General features: G+C 71.7%; 17 protein-coding genes. 5 read left to right on the top strand and 12 right to left on the bottom strand.

From position 1 onward, the window contains the following. The first annotated feature begins 5 nt into the window (after positions 1 to 5). Positions 6 to 1,058, top strand: a complete 1,053-nt coding sequence (locus tag SOM11_RS05700; protein ID WP_197981995.1) for an ABC transporter ATP-binding protein — start codon at positions 6 to 8, stop codon at positions 1,056 to 1,058. Between the two features lie 17 nt (positions 1,059 to 1,075). Beyond that, positions 1,076 to 1,843, top strand: a complete 768-nt coding sequence (locus SOM11_RS05695) for an ABC transporter ATP-binding protein (protein ID WP_371740764.1) — start codon at positions 1,076 to 1,078, stop codon at positions 1,841 to 1,843. A 448-nt stretch (positions 1,844 to 2,291) separates the two neighbouring features. Here SOM11_RS05695 and SOM11_RS05690 read toward each other — a convergent pair whose 3' ends face one another. The 3 genes from SOM11_RS05690 to groES all read right to left on the bottom strand — a co-directional run bounded on the left by SOM11_RS05690 (position 2,292) and on the right by groES (position 5,242). Next, a complete protein-coding gene (locus SOM11_RS05690) occupies positions 2,292 to 3,629 on the bottom strand; it encodes an ABC transporter substrate-binding protein (RefSeq protein ID WP_192061061.1) in 1,338 nt (445 codons plus the stop codon). Between the two features lie 108 nt (positions 3,630 to 3,737). Next, positions 3,738 to 4,763 (bottom strand): EamA family transporter RarD, encoded by a 1,026-nt coding sequence (gene rarD / locus SOM11_RS05685; RefSeq protein ID WP_320477456.1) that lies wholly within the window; start codon positions 4,761 to 4,763, stop codon positions 3,738 to 3,740. 182 nt (positions 4,764 to 4,945) lie between these two features. Beyond that, positions 4,946 to 5,242 carry a co-chaperone GroES gene (gene groES, locus SOM11_RS05680; protein WP_192061059.1) on the bottom strand — a complete coding sequence of 99 codons (297 nt, stop codon included), beginning with the start codon at positions 5,240 to 5,242 and terminating at the stop codon, positions 4,946 to 4,948. A gap of 175 nt (positions 5,243 to 5,417) precedes the next feature. Here groES and SOM11_RS05675 point away from each other — a divergent pair, with 175 nt between their 5' ends. Beyond that, positions 5,418 to 6,605 (top strand): class I SAM-dependent methyltransferase, encoded by a 1,188-nt coding sequence (locus SOM11_RS05675; RefSeq protein ID WP_320477455.1) that lies wholly within the window; start codon positions 5,418 to 5,420, stop codon positions 6,603 to 6,605. 178 nt (positions 6,606 to 6,783) lie between these two features. Then, complete coding sequence (locus tag SOM11_RS15070; RefSeq protein WP_414655450.1) at positions 6,784 to 7,431, top strand: pentapeptide repeat-containing protein; 648 nt, start codon at positions 6,784 to 6,786, stop codon at positions 7,429 to 7,431. A 375-nt stretch (positions 7,432 to 7,806) separates the two neighbouring features. Here the strand turns inward: SOM11_RS15070 and SOM11_RS05665 are convergent, their stop codons facing one another. The 9 genes from SOM11_RS05665 to glmS all read right to left on the bottom strand — a co-directional run bounded on the left by SOM11_RS05665 (position 7,807) and on the right by glmS (position 15,887). Continuing rightward, a complete protein-coding gene (locus SOM11_RS05665; protein WP_192061057.1) occupies positions 7,807 to 8,268 on the bottom strand; it encodes a DUF4190 domain-containing protein in 462 nt (153 codons plus the stop codon). 92 nt (positions 8,269 to 8,360) lie between these two features. Next, positions 8,361 to 9,398: a tRNA (adenosine(37)-N6)-threonylcarbamoyltransferase complex transferase subunit TsaD gene (gene tsaD / locus SOM11_RS05660; RefSeq protein WP_192061135.1), complete on the bottom strand. Its 1,038-nt coding sequence runs from the start codon at positions 9,396 to 9,398 to the stop codon at positions 8,361 to 8,363. A gap of 92 nt (positions 9,399 to 9,490) precedes the next feature. Next, a complete protein-coding gene (gene rimI / locus SOM11_RS05655; RefSeq protein ID WP_320477453.1) occupies positions 9,491 to 10,027 on the bottom strand; it encodes a ribosomal protein S18-alanine N-acetyltransferase in 537 nt (178 codons plus the stop codon). Then, the gene (tsaB, locus tag SOM11_RS05650) at positions 10,024 to 10,704 is read right to left on the bottom strand and encodes a tRNA (adenosine(37)-N6)-threonylcarbamoyltransferase complex dimerization subunit type 1 TsaB (RefSeq protein WP_320477452.1); all 681 of its coding nucleotides are present in this window, start codon (positions 10,702 to 10,704) and stop codon (positions 10,024 to 10,026) included. Before tsaB ends, rimI begins: the two co-directional genes overlap by 4 nt. Positions 10,705 to 10,765: 61 nt before the next feature. Beyond that, positions 10,766 to 11,308: a tRNA (adenosine(37)-N6)-threonylcarbamoyltransferase complex ATPase subunit type 1 TsaE gene (gene tsaE, locus SOM11_RS05645; protein ID WP_197981976.1), complete on the bottom strand. Its 543-nt coding sequence runs from the start codon at positions 11,306 to 11,308 to the stop codon at positions 10,766 to 10,768. Further along, on the bottom strand, positions 11,305 to 12,438 hold the full coding sequence (gene alr / locus SOM11_RS05640) for an alanine racemase (protein WP_320477451.1): 1,134 nt from the start codon (positions 12,436 to 12,438) through the stop codon (positions 11,305 to 11,307). Before alr (SOM11_RS05640) ends, tsaE begins: the two co-directional genes overlap by 4 nt. Further along, positions 12,435 to 13,523: an alanine racemase gene (gene alr / locus SOM11_RS05635; protein ID WP_192061053.1), complete on the bottom strand. Its 1,089-nt coding sequence runs from the start codon at positions 13,521 to 13,523 to the stop codon at positions 12,435 to 12,437. The genes alr (SOM11_RS05640) and alr (SOM11_RS05635) overlap by 4 nt, the downstream gene beginning before the upstream one ends. After that, positions 13,520 to 13,990: a holo-ACP synthase gene (locus SOM11_RS05630; RefSeq protein WP_320477450.1), complete on the bottom strand. Its 471-nt coding sequence runs from the start codon at positions 13,988 to 13,990 to the stop codon at positions 13,520 to 13,522. Before SOM11_RS05630 ends, alr (SOM11_RS05635) begins: the two co-directional genes overlap by 4 nt. A 37-nt stretch (positions 13,991 to 14,027) precedes the next feature. Then, positions 14,028 to 15,887, bottom strand: a complete 1,860-nt coding sequence (gene glmS, locus SOM11_RS05625; RefSeq protein ID WP_320477449.1) for a glutamine--fructose-6-phosphate transaminase (isomerizing) — start codon at positions 15,885 to 15,887, stop codon at positions 14,028 to 14,030. Positions 15,888 to 15,930: 43 nt separating this feature from the next. Between glmS and coaA the strand changes: the two genes are divergently transcribed. Continuing rightward, positions 15,931 to 16,884 carry a type I pantothenate kinase gene (coaA, locus tag SOM11_RS05620; protein WP_192061050.1) on the top strand — a complete coding sequence of 318 codons (954 nt, stop codon included), beginning with the start codon at positions 15,931 to 15,933 and terminating at the stop codon, positions 16,882 to 16,884. Positions 16,885 to 16,995: the final 111 nt, after the last annotated feature.

Here is a 16,995-nt window from a genome sequence, read left to right as displayed (position 1 = left end):
CCAAGCTGACCGGCGTCGACCGCACCCCGGGCTCGTCGAAGCCCGACCCCATCCTGACCGTCGACAACGTCGTGCGTCGCTTCGGCGGCATGACCGCCGTCGACGTCGGACACGTGGAGGTGCAGCGCGGCGCGATCACGGCGCTGATCGGCCCGAACGGGGCCGGCAAGACGACCTTCTTCAACCTGCTGACCGGCTTCGACAAGGCCTCGTCGGCCCCCACCGCGTTCAACCGCGGCGAGGGCACGGCGAAGTGGGTCTTCGACGGCAAGCCGATGGGCAACGTCGGCGCCGCCAAGGTGGCGCGCGCCGGCATGGTGCGCACCTTCCAGCTGACGAAGGCGCTGTCTCGCCTGACCGTGATGCAGAACATGCTGCTCGGAGCCCGCGACCAGCCCGGCGAGAACTTCTTCGTCGGCATCGTCCCGCCGCTCTGGAAGGCCCGCGAGCGCGAGATCACCGCGAAGGCCGAAGATCTGCTGAAGCGGTTCAAGCTCGACGACAAGCGCGACGACTACGCCGGCAGCCTGTCGGGCGGCCAGCGCAAGCTGCTCGAGATGGCCCGCGCCCTCATGAGCGACCCCGAGATGATCATGCTCGACGAGCCGATGGCCGGCGTGAACCCGGCCCTGACGCAGTCGCTGCTCGGTCACATCCAGAGCCTGCGCGACGAGGGCACCACGGTGCTCTTCGTCGAGCACGACATGCACATGGTGCGCCACATCTCGGACTGGGTGATCGTGATGGCCGAGGGCAAGGTGGTGGCCGAGGGCCCCGCCGACACCGTCATGGACGACCAGGCCGTGATCGACGCCTACCTCGGTGCGCATCACGACACCGACCTGGGCGACGACTCGCTGCTGACGGACGCGGTGCTCGAGGAGCTCGAGCAGGAGGTGGCCGCAGAGGACGCGGCCCGCGCGGACGACGCGACCAGCGCCTCCTCGGCCACCGGCGGCGGCATCGCCGGACGCGACCTGCCCGGCTCACCCGACCCCTCGACCCCCGCCGCCACCAACGCGGCGGACGACCAGCAGACCGGAGACAAGAAGGCATGAGCGCCTCGACCACGCAGATGCACCCGGGAACCGAGAAGTTCGCGGGCATCGAACCGATCATGAACGCCAGCGACCTCGTGGCGGGCTACCTGCCCGGGGTCAACATCCTGAACGGCTGCGACCTGGTCTGCTACCCGGGCGAGCTGATCGGCATCATCGGCCCGAACGGCGCCGGCAAGTCGACCCTGCTGAAGGCGCTGTTCGGCCTCGTCAAGATCCACTCGGGCGCCGTCACCCTCGGCGGCGAGGACATCACGAACCTCAAGGCCAACAAGCTGGTGCAGGCCGGCGTCGGCTTCGTGCCGCAGACGAACAACGTGTTCCCGTCGCTGACCATCGAGGAGAACCTGCAGATGGGGATGTTCCTGCGCCCCAAGAAGTTCGCCGAGCGACTCGAGTACATCTACGACCTGTTCCCGGTGCTCGCCGACCGTCGCGGTCAGCGGGCCGGATCGCTCTCGGGCGGTGAACGGCAGTCGGTCGCCATGGCGCGCGCGCTCATGATGGACCCGAAGGTGCTGCTGCTCGACGAGCCGTCCGCGGGCCTGTCGCCGGTGCGCCAGGACGAGACGTTCATCCGCACCCGCCGCATCAACAAGGCCGGCGTCTCGGTGATCATGGTCGAGCAGAACGCCCGCCGCTGCCTGCAGATCTGCGACCGCGGCTACGTCCTCGACCAGGGGCGCAACGCGTACTCGGGCACCGGCCGCGAGCTCGCCGACGACCCGAAGGTGATCGAGCTCTACCTGGGCACGCTCGCGAAGGACGTCGACGACTCGCACTGACGCGTCACCCGCATCGCCTGGAGGCCCCGCACGCTCGTCGTGCGGGGCCTCCGTCGTGCGTGCGGGGTGGGCGAGTTCGTGCGCGGGGGCACCGCACGCGCCCGCACGCGCCCGCCCCACGATCGAGTGGTCGGAAGATGCTCTTCACCGCACCACGAAGAGCATCTTCTGACCACTCGAAGATATCCACCAAGGTGCGGTGCGGACGACGCCCGTGGACGCTCCTCGCGAGGGGAGCCTCGCGTTCCACGCGCCCGCTCGCTCCCCGCTGCCCGCCACGCGCCCCACGCGCCCGCTCGCGTCCGCCCCACGATCGAGTGGTCGGAAGATGCTCTTCACTGCGCCACGAAGAGCATCTTCCGACCACTCGATCAGACGCCGACGAGCGGACGCACGACGGAGGCCCCGGCGCATACGCGCCGGGGCCTCCGCAGAAGAGGGGACCGAGTTACTGGACCGTGCCCTCGACCGCCGTCTGGTAGACGATCTTGTTGTCGCCGTCGAACTTGTAGATGCCGATGAAGGCGCTCGACGGGTCGTTCTGGTCGTCGAATGCTCCGATGCCCGAGGGGCCGGTGTAGGAGATGTCGTCGCCGGCCTCGATCGCCGTCTTGCAGTCGGCGAAGGTCGAGCACTCGGTACCGCCGTCAGCACCCGACACCGCGGCCATGTTGGCCTGGATGGTGCCGGAGTCCGTTCCGCCGCCTTTCACCGCGGCGAGCGCGGCGAGCATGGTGGCGTCGTACGACTCCTGTGCGTACGAGTAGTCGGTCAGCGCCGAGCCCGCGCTCTCCTGGTAGTAGGTGTTGAAGCGCTCCTGCAGGTCGGACGACGGGAACGCACCGGGGATGGTGCCCTGGGCGCCCTCGAGGGTGCCCGGGTCGAAGTCCTCGCTGTAGTCGGCCGTGTTGCCGTCGGACATGTAGATGCTGGTCATGTCCGCACCCTGGGCGACGAGCTCGGGGACGATCGACTTGGTCTCGTCGAACGCGAGGATCACGATCGCGTCGGGGTCGGTGGCCAGGGCCGCCGTCACCTCGGACGAGAAGGTGGTCTGACCGGGAGGGAACTCCTGGCCTTCGCCGGTGCCGCCGTAGACGACGGTGCCGCCCGAGGCCTCGACGGACTCCTGCACGGAGTCGCGGAGACCGGTGCCGTAGGTGTCGTTGAAGACGAGGAACGCGACGTTGGCGCGACCGTCGTTGACGATCTGGGTGCCGAGCGCCGACCCCTGGACGGAGTCCGGCGGCGCGGTGCGGAAGTAGTACGACGAGTAGCCGCTGAGCGAGGACGCCGTGTTGGCGGGCGAGATCTCGACGATGCAGGCGGCGGTCAGCTGGTCGATGACGTTCAGCGTGACGCTGGACGACTCGGCGCCGATCGCGACCGGGACCTTCGCGTCGATGAGCTGCGTCGCTGCAGCACTCGAGACGGTGAGGTCGTTGCTGTCGCCGGAGTCGGTGCGGGGTTCGACCGTGACGTCCTGGTCGAGCACGCCACCGGCGGCGTTGATGTCCTCGACGGCGAGACCGATGCCGGCCTCGGCGGGCGGAGCGAGGTAGGCGAGGGTTCCCGTGTTCGGCAGGATCGTGCCGATGCGGAGCGCGTCCTGTCCGGGGCTGCTGGGAGCCTCGCACGATGCTGCGGGGTCGGCCTTCTGCGAAGCCGAAGGCGACGACGACGCGCCGTCCTCCGGAGTCGACGACGTCGACGAACAGGCGGCCAGCAAGACGGAGGCGGCCCCTGCGAGCGCCAGAGCCTTCAGGCCTTTGGTGGATCGGATCATCCGTAGTCCCTTTCGTGAAGCGCGGAGAGCCGGACCGACACTAGGCAGACGGTCCTCGCGATTGAGTAGAAACTAGGGCTGGATTGTTTCTGGCGTGTGTTCTGGTCGTCACTGGACCGTTTCGTTAGCAATTCGTGACTTGCGCTCAATACCGCGATTCCGCCGCGACGATCGCACCGCGTCGGTGGAGAGCACGATGAGCGCGACCCAGACGATCGCGAAGCCGATCCAGCGGGTGACCGGCATCTCTTCGTGCAGCAGCACCACGCCGACGATCAGCTGCAGCACCGGTGCGAGGTACTGCGTGAGACCGATCGTGGCCAGAGGGAGACGACGCGCGGCGGCGGCGAAGAGGAGCAGCGGCACCGCGGTGACGACGCCCGAGCTGATCACGGTCAAGGTGTGGACGACCGAGACGGAGCCGAAGACGACCCCGCCGCCGACCCCCGTGACGGCCATGACGACGAGCGCCGCCCCGGCCACCGGGGTCATCAGCATCGTCTCGAGCGTGAGACCGCCGACGGCGTCGACCCGCCCGCCGACCTGCTTCTTGACGAGACCGTAGAGACCGAACGAGGACGCGAGCACGAGCGACACCCACGGCACGTCGCCGGTGCCGATCGCGATGACCAGCACGGCGACGCCGCTGAGGGCGACGGCCGCCCACTGCGCGGGGCGCAACCGCTCGCGCAGGACGACGACGGCCAGCAGCACGGTCACGATCGGGTTGATGAAGTACCCCAGAGCGGCCTCGACGACGTGCCCGGCGAGGGCGGCGGTGATGAAGACCGTCCAGTTGACGACGATGAACACGCCGGCGAGCCCCATGGTCGCGACGAGGCGGGGCTGCCGCAGCAGGCGGACGAACGCGGGAAACCCCCTGGTCGCTGCGAGCAGCGCGAGGCAGAACACGAGGGAGAAGACGATGCGCCAGGCGACGATCTCGAACGGCCCCGACGGCGACATCAGCAGGAAGAACACGGGCAGGACGCCCCAGAGACCGTAGGCGCCGACCGCGAACGCGAGCCCGGATCGGGCGGCCCCGCCGGCGGCACCGGGCGAGCCGCCACCCTGCGTCTCGGAGACGAGCGGGGCGGCGGAAGCCGAGGAGGCGCGGGGGCGGCTGGTGGTCACGTCACGACTGTAGGCCGGGCGACCGACACCGCGACACGTCCACCTCCGACAGGGTGGCGCGTCCGACCGCCGCTCTCGGGAGGCGCGGCCGGTGGAGGAGGCGACCCGCGCCTCCTGCGGCCCCCCCTCAACGACGAGAACCCCCGCCGAAGCGGGGGTTCTCGAGGAGCTGTGTCGAACGACTAGCGGACGACGACGGCGAGGACGTCGCGAGCCGACAGGACGAGGAAGTCCTCTCCGCCGTACTTGACCTCGGTTCCGCCGTACTTGCTGTAGATGACCTTGTCGCCGACGGCGACGTCGAGCGGCACACGGTTGCCGTTGTCGTCGATGCGACCCGGACCGACGGCGACGACGTCGCCCTCTTGGGGCTTCTCTTTCGCGGTGTCGGGGATCACAAGGCCGGAAGCCGTGGTCTGCTCGGCTTCGACCTGCTGGATGACGATGCGATCTTCGAGCGGCTTGATGGAGACCGACACGGTTGCCTCTACTTTCTCGGAACTTCGAAAAACGTGGGTTGGCACTTGCCACGTGCGAGTGCCAGAAACAACTGTAGGGCGTCACTGGCACTCGGTCAATCCGAGTGCCAGTGATGCGCGTCGGTCTCGTCGACCCCGGGCCCCGGACCTCGGCGGATGCGTGAGACTGGACGACATGGATGCGTCGGAGCTGCTCGAAGTCCTCTCTCCCGAGGGGCTGCGGCTGCTCGACTCCCTCCCCCCGTGGCGGGCCTCCGACGACGTCGTGTCGTCGGTCGCCGCGCTGCGGAAGCAGGGCCACCCCGCCGAGCGCGTGTCGGCCGTGCTGACCCAGGCGCGCCTCCGCAGCAAGGCGGAGGGGAAGTTCGGCGAGTTCGCCAGTCGCATGCTCTTCACCGAGGCCGGTCTCGAGCAGGCCACGCGCCTCGGCGTCGCCGCCCGCCATGCCGACCGCTACCGCTCGGCCGGACTCACCAGCGTCGCCGACCTCGGCTGCGGCATCGGCGGCGACGCCCTGGCCTTCGCGGCCCTCGACCTCGACGTGCTGGCCGTCGACCGCGACGAGGTGACCGCCGCCGTGGCGTCGTACAACCTGTCCCCGTGGTCGTCGTCGCGAGTCCGTCAGGGCGACGCCGAGACGACCGACCTGACCGATGTGCAGGGGGTGTTCCTCGACCCGGCGCGCCGCACCGGCGGGCACAGCGCCACGAAGCGGATCGCCGACCCCGCCGACTGGTCGCCGTCGCTCGACGTCGCGTTCGCCTTCGCCGACCGCCTGCCGACGGGCGTGAAGCTCGGACCGGGGATCGACCGCGACCTCCTGCCCCGCGACGCCGAGTGCCAGTGGATCTCGGTCGATCGCGACGTGGTCGAGGCCGGGGTCTGGTTCGGACCGCTCGCACGGGCCGGGGTGGGCCGGTCCGCCCTGGTGATCAGCGCCTCCGGGGCGGCGGAGCTGACGGCGCCCGCCGACTCGGACGACGTCGAGGTGGGCGACCTCGGCGAATGGCTGTACGAACCCGACGGCGCCGTGATCCGCGCACGTCTGATCGGCGACCTGGCCCGCTCGATCGACGCCCGCATGATCAGCCGCGACATCGCCTGGCTGACGACCGACCAGCGGATCGAGACCCCGTTCGCCCAGGGCTTCCGGGTGATCGAGACGTTCCCCCTCGACGAGCGGACCCTCAAGCGCGAGCTGCGGACGCGGGGCATCGGCCGCCTCGAGATCAAGAAGCGGGGAGTCGACGTCGACCCCGCCACGTTCCGCAAGCGCCTCTCGCTGCAGGGTTCGGGGTCGGCCACGCTCGTGCTGACCAGGGTCGCCGGGCGGCACACGGCGCTGCTCTGCGAACGCGCCTGACCCCCGCCACGACGACGGAGGCCGGGTCTGCGGCTCAGGTGCCGCTGTAGTACCCGTCGCCGGTCGACGGCATCTCCGAGAGCACGTTGAAGAACAGCACCCAGGCGCCGATGATCAGGAGCGACAGGCCGATGCCCACGTAGCCGGTGATGAGACCCGTCAGCCAGAAGCCACGCGCATGGCGTTCGCGCTTCTGCCCCACATGACCGAGCACCACGCCGGCGATCGAGAAGAGGACTCCCGACCCGAAGAGCACCAGCGACATCAGCACGCCGAGGATCGACCCCGACATCGACAGGATGCTCAGCAGACTCGAGGGCCTGGGCGCGCCACCCTGCTGGTACGCGGCGTACTGCGAGCCGTAGGGCTGCGGGGCTCCGTACTGAGGGGCGCCGTTCTGCGGGGCGCCGTACTGCGGGGCGCCGTACTGCGGGCTCCCGTTCTGCGGGGCTCCGTACTGCGGAGCGCCGTAAGGCTGCGGGCGTCCGTACTGCTGCTGGCCCTGCTGGCCCTGCTGCGCACCATAGGGCTGCTGCGGAGCGGCGCCGTACGGCGCTCCCCCGCCCGGCTGCTCGCCGAACGGCGACTGACCGGGCCGTGTCGGCGCCCCGTACTGCTGACCACCCGACGGCTGCTGGGGTCCGTCGGAGGCCTGCTGACCGGGACCGGGTCGTCCGTACTGCCCCGGCTGCTGGTACTGGCCGTACTGCCCCTGCGGACCGGCACCGTAGGGCGCCGACCCGGGAGGCCCCTGCGGCGCAGGAGCGGACCCGACCGGAGAGGCCTGCTGCCCCGGCGCGACGAACGGGTCGCCGACCGGTCGTGACCCGGCAGGAGGCGCGGGCTGGGTCGGAGGCGCGGGCTGCGTCGGAGCCCCGGGGTACGCGGTCGGGGGCAGCGACGGCGACGCCGCCCCGCCCTCGGCGGTCGCGCCCGCGGGATCAGCGCCCGACGACTCGGCACCCGACCGATCAGCCCCCGACGAGCCCGACGTCTCGGACCCCGACGGCGCGGGCGAGGGGGTGGAGGCCGGAGGGACCGGGCCGGGAGGTGTCGTGTCGTCGGTGGCCATGAGGACCCTTTCGAGTGCGGTGCGGCGGTCGTGACGGACGGACGAGCGCCCGATGCACGAGGGGGCCCGCGCCGGTGAGCGCGGACCCCGTCATGGTATCGACGTCGTCGATGAGTGGACTCGGAGTGATCAGAACCCGGACTCGTAGCTCTGGTCGTACGCGAATCCGCCGGCGGCGATCGCGACGATGAAGAACACGACGACGGCGATCGCGCCGAGCAGGCCGAGGTAGCCGAGCACGAGGCCGATGATCGCCATGACCTTGCCCTGCTCGCCGGTCCGCTTGATCTGGCGCAGCGAGATGTGGCCCGTGACGATGGCGACGATGCTGAAGACGAACGAGCTCAGGATGCTCGCGACGAGCGACACGATGGCCAGCACGTTGGTCTTCGGCGACTGGCCGCCGTAGCCGCCCTGCCCGTAGCCGCCCTGCCCCTGGGCCTGCCCCTGATAGGGGTTCTGCTGATACGGCTGCTGCTGCGGCTGGCCGCCGGGCTGCCCCTGCGTGCTCTGCGAACCCTGCGGGTACTGCGGGTACTGAGGCGCCGGGGGGTTCTGCGGGCCCTGGCGGGCCGGGTCGTGGTCGGTCATGCCGAGGTCTCCTTCTGTCTGAGTGGCCCCGAGCCTACGCGGACCCGCCCGCGCTCCGCCCTGAGGGCCCCGACGCCCCACGCCCCGTCGGCTCAGACCGCCTGCACCGTCGTCACCGGCAGCGTCGAGTCGGCGCCGAAGTCGAGCGGCGACGGCGCGTGCCCGCGGGCGACGAGCTGCGCACCCAGGGCCGCGATCATCGCCCCGTTGTCGGTGCAGAGCGACAGCGGCGGCACGCGCAGCTCGACGCCCGCCGCCTCGCAGCGCTCGAGGGCGAGCTGCCGCACGCGGGCGTTCGCGACCACTCCCCCGCCGAGCAGCAGGCGAGGCACGCCCAGGTCGGCGCAGGCGGCCAGCGCCTTGGTGAGCAGCACGTCGGCGACGGCCTCGCGGAACGATGCGGCGACGTCGGCGACCGGCACCGCGCCTCCTTCGTCCCGTCGGCGTTCGACCCAGCGGGCCACGGCGGTCTTCAGCCCCGAGAACGAGAAGTCGTATCGATGCTTGACGAGGTCTTTGGGCAGCGTCAGCCCGCGAGGGAACCGGATCGCGGCCGGGTCCCCGTCGGCGGCGACGCGATCGATCTGCGGGCCGCCGGGATAGGGCAGGCCGAGGAGGCGCGCGACCTTGTCGAAGGCCTCACCGGCGGCGTCGTCGATGGTCTCGCCCAGCAGCTCGACGTCGTCGACGAGATCGCGCACGTGCAGCAGCGACGTGTGCCCGCCCGAGACCAGCAGCGCGATGGTCGGCAGCTCGAGCTCGCTGCCGTCGGCCCGCAGCACGTCGGCGCCGACGTGCCCGACCAGGTGGTTCACCGCGTAGAGCGGCTTGCCGGTGGCGAGCGCGAGGGCCTTTGCCGCGCCCACGCCGACCATCAGCGCGCCGGCGAGACCCGGGCCGCTCGTCACCGCGATCGCGTCGAGCTCGTCGAGCGTGACGCCCGCCTCGGCGAGCGCGGCCTCGAGGGCCGGCTGCATCGCGTCGAGGTGCGCCCGCGCGGCCACCTCGGGCACGACCCCGCCGTAGCGCGCGTGCTCGTCCATCGACGACGAGATGACGTTCGCGAGCAGGGTCGTGCCGCGGACGATGCCGACGCCGGTCTCGTCGCAGCTCGTCTCGATGCCGAGCACGAGCGGGCCCGTCGACGAGCCGGCGCCGTCCGACGAGGCGGGTGCGTCCGACGAGTCGGCGGAGCGGGGAGCCGAGGAGGCGCGGGTCGGGTTCACGAGGAGGGTCCTGTCTGTGAGGGCGCGTCGTCGGAGGAGGTCGCCATGCTGAGGCGCATCACGATCGCGTCGACCCCGTCGGGCATGTAGTAGCGCGGGCGCACCGCGATCGACTCGAACCCGAGCGAGGCGTAGAGGCGCTGGGCGCCGGGGTTGTCGGCACGGACCTCGAGGAACACCTCTCGGACCCGGCGGCGCCGCGCCTCGTCGATCATCGCGGTCATCAGGGTGCGCCCCAGCCCGTGCCGCCGGGCCCCGGGCACGACCGCGATCGTCTGGACGTCGGCGTCGGGTGCGCCGGGCAGCGCCAGGAGCCCCGCGTAACCGACGATGCCGGTGTCGGCGCCGGTCTCATCCCCGGTGTCGGTCCTGGCCTCGGCCTCGGCCTCGGCCACCAGGTACCACCCGTCGGGCGAGGCCAGCTCGTGGGCCATGCCCTCGCGCGACCAGGCGTCGGTGACGAAGACCGACGTCTCGATGGCCATGATCCCGTCGAGGTCGTCGATCGTGGCGCGACGTGTGCGGAACATCATCGACCGACCGGCTTCGGGCCCGCCGAGACGGTGACGTCGGGCTCGCGGAGGTAGAGCGGAGCCGGGTCGGCGAACCCGCGGCCGTGCTCGAACATCCGCTCGGCGAGCATCCCGAGGGCCGCCGCCGACACGACGGTGTCGTCGGGATCGGTCCGAGGCGACGCCGAGGAGGCGCCCAGCGCGTCGTCGAGGCCGGCCGGCTTCACGAGCGACGGGCCCTCGAGCCGCACCGGCAGCCCCTCGTCGTCGAGCCCGCGATACGCGGTCCACGCGACCTCGCGACGACGGGCGTCGGTCACGACCACGAGGGGCGCGTCGACGCGGCCGCTCGGCACGGCGACCGACCCGCTGCCGCCCTCGCCCGCCGTGAGCCGCGCGAAGGCGATGGCGTCGTGGCTCGCGAGCGCCAGGCAGGGCCGCCCGACGCCGAAGGCGAAGACCCGCGCGGCGACGATGCCGACCCGGAGCCCCGTGTACGGGCCCGGCCCGACCCCGGCGACGACGGCACTGAGATCCGCGGGGGCGACACCGGCCCCGGCGAGGGCCGACTCGATCAGGCTGCCGACCACCTCGGCGTGCCGTCGGGTGTCGGACTCGGTGCGCTCCGCGAGCACGCCGCGGTCGCGGTCGACGACGGCGACGGTCGTTCCCGCGGAGGTGTCGATGGCCAGGATCACGGGTCAATCGTAGGCGGTCGACTCGAGACGACTCGCGCCTCCTCGGCCGCCCGCCGCTCGTCTAGAGGTCGGCCCAGCGAGGGCCGTACATCGTGATGGTCACGTGGCGCGGCTCGTCGACGGTGGCGTCGGGGTCGGCGTCTGGGTCGAGATCGAGGGGGTCGCTCGCCGCGCCGGGTTCGCGCGCGGCGTCGGCGCCGGCACCCGTCGGTCGCTCGATGACCACCTCGATCCACGACTCGGCGACCCCGTCGAGCAGACCGGCGCCCCACTCGACCACGACGACCGAGCCCTCGAAGTCGAGGTCGAGGTCGTCCAGCTCGGCCGCGCCGCCCAGCCGGTACGCGTCGACGTGCACCAGGGGGACGCCCGTGGCGCTGGGATGCGTGCGCGCCAGCACGAACGTCGGGCTCGCGATCTGCCCGCGCACCTGCAGCCCCTCGCCGACGCCGCGGGTGAAGGTCGTCTTGCCGGCGCCGAGCGGCCCGGTCAGCACGACCAGATCGCCGGCCCCGAGCAGCCGACCGAGACGACGACCCAGCCCCTCCATCGTCTCGGTGTCGGCGACCGGCCCGTCGTAGAGCGGGAGGTCGTTCGCGGTCATCCCCGACGGCCCAGGTAGACGCGTGGCACACGGGCCCCGATGCGGCACGAGACCTCTTCGGGGATCGTGTCGGTCGCGTCGGCCCATTCGCCGATGGTCAGCTCGCCGCCGTCGCCCGGGCCGAAGAGCAGCACCTCGTCGCCGACCTCGATCGGGTCGTCGCCGACGTCGATCAGGAACTGGTCCATCGCGACCCGACCGACGATCGGGTAGCGGCGCCCGCGCACGGTCACCTCGACGCCGTGCTGCGCGCGACGGCTCACCCCGTCGGCGTAGCCGATCGGCACGAGGGCGAGGGTCGTGTCGCGGTCGGTGCGGTACGTGTAGTCGTACGACACCCCGGTGCCGGCGGGCACGCGCTTCACCCGCACGACGCAGGCGCTGAGGGTCAGCACGGGGCAGAGACCGCGATCGCTCGCGCTGACCCCCTCGGTGACGGGGATCCCGTAGCCGTTCGACCCCATGCGGACCATGTCGAAGCGCCGCTCGGGGTGCTCCATGCCGGCCGAGCTCGACGACATGTGGCGCTTCTCGAAGGTCGCCCCGAGGGCCTCGGCGTCGGCGAGCGCCTTGCGGAACACGACCGAGGCCGCGTGATCGTCGGCCTCGCTCGTCTCGGAGACGTGCGAGAAGGCCCCGCGGAGGCGCACCACGCCCTCGTCGCGGAGGGTCACCGCCCGGGTCACCAGCTCGGCCCAGTCGGCGGGCAGGCAGCCCTCGCGATGCAGACCGGTGTCGATGGTCAGGTGCACGAGGGCCTCGCGGCCGGCGTCGCGCGCGGCCTCGGCGAAGCGCTCGAGCTGGTCGAGGGTCGAGACGCCGAGGTCGACGCCGTGCTCGACGGCGCCCGCGTAGTCGTCGTCGGGGCCGAGCTGCCAGGCGAAGAACGACGCCTCGAGGGCGATGCCGGCGCGGCGCAGCCGGAGGGCGGGCTCCAGCTCGACCGTGCCGAACCAGCGGATGCCCGCCGCCACGGCCTCGGGCACCATGACGTCGATGCCGTTCGAATAGGCGTCGGCCTTGACGATGGCCAGCACCTCGACGGGCGCGAGACGCTCGACGAGGGACTCGAGGTTGGCCCGGTAGGCGGCGAGATCCACGGTCGCGCGACGCAGGTAGCCCGTGCTCATACGTACCTCCGGGTCAGGGCGCCCGACAGGCAGGCGACGGTCTCGTAGGTGATCCCCCCGGAGGCGGTGGCCCAGTCGGCCGCGCCCTGGTGCCCGGCCGCGGGGTCGCCGAACAGGACGACGTCGTCGCCGACCTCGACGGGGTCGTCGCCGACGTCGATGACGAGGGCGTTCATGGCGATACGACCACGGACCCGGTAGGTGCGGCTGCCGATCGTCACCGACGCCCGATCGCTCGCGGCCCGATCGACGCCGTCGGAGTAGCCGACCGGCACGACCGCGATCGTCGTGTCGCGCTCGGGCCGGAACACGTAGCCGTACGACACGCCCTCGCCGGCGGGCACGCGCTTGACGGTGGTGACCGGGGCGGACAGGGCGAGGGCGGGGCGGAGCCCCCACTCGGCGGCCGAGCGACCGGCGAAGGGGCTGAGGCCGTAGGCGGCGAGGCCGAAGCGCACGAGCCCGTAGCGGGTGCCCGGGTAGCTGAGACCCGCGGCCGAGGCGGCGAGGTGCAGCAGCCTCGGCTCGACGCCCAGCCCGCCCAGCACCCCCGTGGCGCGGACGAACGCCGCCGCCTGTCGGCCGTCCTCTTCGGGCGAGGCGTTCGAGAGATGACTCATCAGACCCTCGATCGGGAGGCGGTCGGCGAGTTCCGCCGCTCGGCGGAAGAACGCGGGCCACTCTGTCTCGACGGCGCCGTTGCGGCTCAGCCCGGTGTCGACGCAGAGGTGCACGGCGCGGACGCCCGCGGCCGCCGCCGCCTCGAGCTGGGCCAGGTCGGACACCGCGGGCGTCACGTCGTGCGCCGCGGCCGACTCGAACGTCTCGCCCGGCGCGTGCAGCCAGGCGAGGATCGGCGCGGTGATCCCCGCACGGCGCAGCTCGAGGGCCTCCTCGAGGTCGGCGACCCCGAGCCAGTCGACCCCGGCGTCGACGAAGGCCCTCGCCGACTCGACGGCGCCGTGCCCGTAGGCGTTGGCCTTGACGACGACCATGACGGCGTGCGGGGCGACGGCCTCGCGCAGCACCGCCACGTTGTGCCGGAGCGCCGACGTGTCGACGGTGATCTTGACGTCCTGCGTCACGCGCTGACCGCCTCCTCGGGTTCGTCTCGGTTCGGGGTGCCCGGTGCGGCCGAGCGGGCCGGCTCGGCCGGGCCGACCGGTGCTGCGGTCGTCGTGTCGTCGCCCTCGGCGATCACGTAGGCGACGGCGACGCCCCCGTCGTGGCTGAGCGAGAGGTGCAGCCGCGCGACGCCGCGGGCTTCGGCGAGTGCACGCGCCCCGCCCGTCAGCGTCAGCGACGGCGCGCCCTGCTCGTCGGAGACCACGACGATGTCGTGCCATGACACGCCGGTCGACCCGCCGAGCGCCTTGATCAGAGCCTCCTTCGCCGCGAACCGGGCGGCGAGCGACGGCACCTGGCGGGGTGCACCGTCTCGCAGCACGGTCTCGTGGTCGCCGAAGAGCCGGCCCCGGAGGGCCGGCGTCCGGGCGAGCGAGCGCTCGAAGCGGGTCAGGTCGACGACGTCGACCCCGATCCCGACGATCATGCGGATGCTCGACGTGTCATCGGAGGCGGGCTCGCATCTACTCGACGGTCACGGACTTCGCGAGGTTGCGCGGCTGGTCGACGTCGAGGCCCTTGGCCGCGGCGAGCTCCATCCCGAAGATGTGCAGCGGCACGACGGCGAGCAGCGACTCGAACAGCGGCGCGGCGAGCGGGATGTGCAACACCTCGTCGGCGAAGGGCAGAACGGCCGCGTCGCCCTCTTCGGCGATGGCGATGACGCGGGCCCCGCGGGCGCGGATCTCCTGGATGTTCGAGACGACCTTGGGGTGCAGGCTGCGGGGGTCGCGCGGGCTCGGCACGATGACGAACACGATCTGCCCGGGCTCGATCAGCGCGATCGGGCCGTGCTTCAGCTCGCCGGCCGCGAAGCCCTCCGCGTGGATGTACGCCAGCTCTTTCAGCTTGAGGGCGCCCTCGAGAGCGATCGGGTACCCGACGTGTCGACCGAGGAACAGCACCGAGCGCGTGTCGGCCATCCAGCCGGCGAGGGTGCGGATGCGCTCCGAGCTCTCGAGCACGCGGGTGATCTTCTCGGGGATGGCCTGCAGGTCGGTGACCTGCTCGGCGATCTGCTCGGCGGTCAGCGTGCCGCGGAGGGTCGCCAGGTGCAGACCGAGGAGGAACAGCGCCGTGCCCTGCGCGACGAAGGCCTTGGTCGACGCGACGGCCACCTCGGGCCCGGCGTGCGTGTAGATCACGGCGTCGGACTCGCGCGGGATCGTCGACCCCTGGGTGTTGCAGATCGACAGCACCTGCGCACCCTGCTCGCGGGCGTACTTGACGGCCATCAGGGTGTCCATCGTCTCGCCCGACTGGCTGATCGACACCACGAGGGTGCGTGCGTCGAGCACCGGGTCGCGGTAGCGGAACTCGTGGGCGAGCTCGACCTCGACGGGGATGCGCGCCCACTGCTCGATGGCGTACTTGCCGAGGATGCCCGCGTAGGCGGCCGTGCCGCACGCGATGACGATGACGCGGTCGACGGTGAGCAGCTGCTCGCGCACGCCGTCGAGGTCGGTGAGGGTGACGGCGCCGTCGACCGCGCGACCCAGCAGCGTGTTGGCGACGGCCTCGGGCTCCTCGCTGATCTCCTTCGCCATGAAGCTCGACCAGCCGCCCTTGTCGGCGGCCGAGGCGTCCCAGTCGACCTCGAACTCGGTGGTCTCGACGGGGCGGCCCTCGAAGTCCACCACCTCGACCGAGTCGGGTCGGATCGAGACGAGCTGGTCCTGGCCGATGGACATGGCACGGCGCGTGTACGCGATGAACGCGGCCACGTCGCTGCCCATGAAGTTCTCGCCGTCGCCGAGACCGACGACGAGCGGGGAGTTGCGACGGGCGCCGACCACGAGACCGGGCTGGTCGGCGTGGACCACCAGCAGCGTGAAGGCGCCGTGCAGGGTGTTGACGACGGTGCGCAGCGCCTCGGCGAGGTCGCCCGTCGAGCGGTAGGCGCGGGCGACGAGGTGGGCCGCGACCTCGGAGTCGGTCTCGCTGAGGAACTCGACGCCCTCGGCGAGCAGCTCGGCCTTCAGCTCGGAGAAGTTCTCGATGATGCCGTTGTGGATGAGGGCGAGCCTGCCGTCGTCGGCGAGGTGCGGGTGGGCGTTCTCGTCGGTCGGCCCGCCGTGGGTGGCCCAGCGCGTGTGGCCGATGCCGGTGCGGCCGTCGGTGAGCGGCGAGGACTCGAGGTCGTCGACGAGCATCTGCAGCTTGCCGGCCTTCTTGCGGCTGCCGAGCGTGCCGTCGGCGTCGACGACTGCCACCCCGGCGGAGTCGTAGCCCCGGTACTCGAGACGCTTGAGCCCCCCGAGCAGCACCTCGATGCTCCGCTCGCCGAGACCGGTTTCCCCTACATAACCCACGATTCCGCACATGAGGACGATCCTACGGTGTCGGCCACCGGGTAGCCTCGAACCCATGGCCGACGCGACCCCGACGACGCAGGCGACCGGCCACGCCTCGCCGTTCGTCGAGATCGACCGGGACGCCTGGGCCGAGCTCGCCCCGGCCACGCGCCTCCCTCTCACCGAGACCGAGATCGTGCAGCTGCGGGGCCTCGGCGACCGCCTCGACATGCGCGAGGTCCAAGACGTCTACGTGCCCCTCAGCCGCCTCCTGAACCTCTACGCCGCCGGGGCCCGCAACCTGCACCGGGCGACCAGCGACTTCCTCGGCGAGCGGGCGCAGCGCACGCCGTTCGTCATCGGCGTCGCCGGCTCGGTCGCGGTGGGCAAGTCCACCGTCGCGCGCCTCCTGCGTGAGCTCCTGTCACGGTGGGACGACACGCCTCGCGTCGAGCTGGTCACCACCGACGGGTTCCTCTACCCGAACGCCGAGCTCGAGCGCCGCGGCATCATGCACCGCAAGGGGTTCCCCGAGTCGTACGACCGCCGCCACCTGCTGCGCTTCGTCTCGCAGGTCAAGAGCGGCGCCGAAGAGGTGCGGGCGCCGTTCTACTCGCACACCAGCTACGACATCATGCCGAGCGCCGAGGTGGTCGTGCGCCGGCCCGACATCCTCATCGTCGAGGGGCTGAACGTGCTGCAGCCCCCGCTCGGCGGCCGGCTCGCCCTCAGCGACCTCTTCGACTTCACCGTCTACGTCGACGCCCGCACCGGCGACATCGAGAACTGGTTCGTCGAGCGGTTCCTGGCGCTGCAGAAGAGCGCCTTCACCCAGGAGCGCTCGTACTTCCACCGCTTCGCCGACATGGACGAAGACGAGGCCCGCAGCTTCGCGTCGGGCATCTGGCGCGGGGTGAACGAACCGAACCTGCTCGAGAACGTGCTGCCGACCCGGTCGCGGGCGACGCTCGTGCTGCGGAAGGCGTCCGACCACAAGGTCAGCTCGGTGCTGCTCCGCAAGATCTGATCCGGGCTGTCCGCCCGAGCCTCCGCGCCGTCCATCACGACACGCCGTCCGCCCGCGACCCCGGCGGCACGTCGTGACTCATCGCGGCGCCGAGGAGAGCGCAGGAGGCGC

It is taken from the genome of Frigoribacterium sp. CFBP9029, assembly GCF_034045305.1.
In the GTDB taxonomy this organism is placed as follows: Bacteria; Actinomycetota; Actinomycetes; order Actinomycetales; family Microbacteriaceae; genus Frigoribacterium.
Note: the sequence above shows the minus strand (reverse complement) of the source record. Positions and strands in the feature narration are given on the sequence as shown.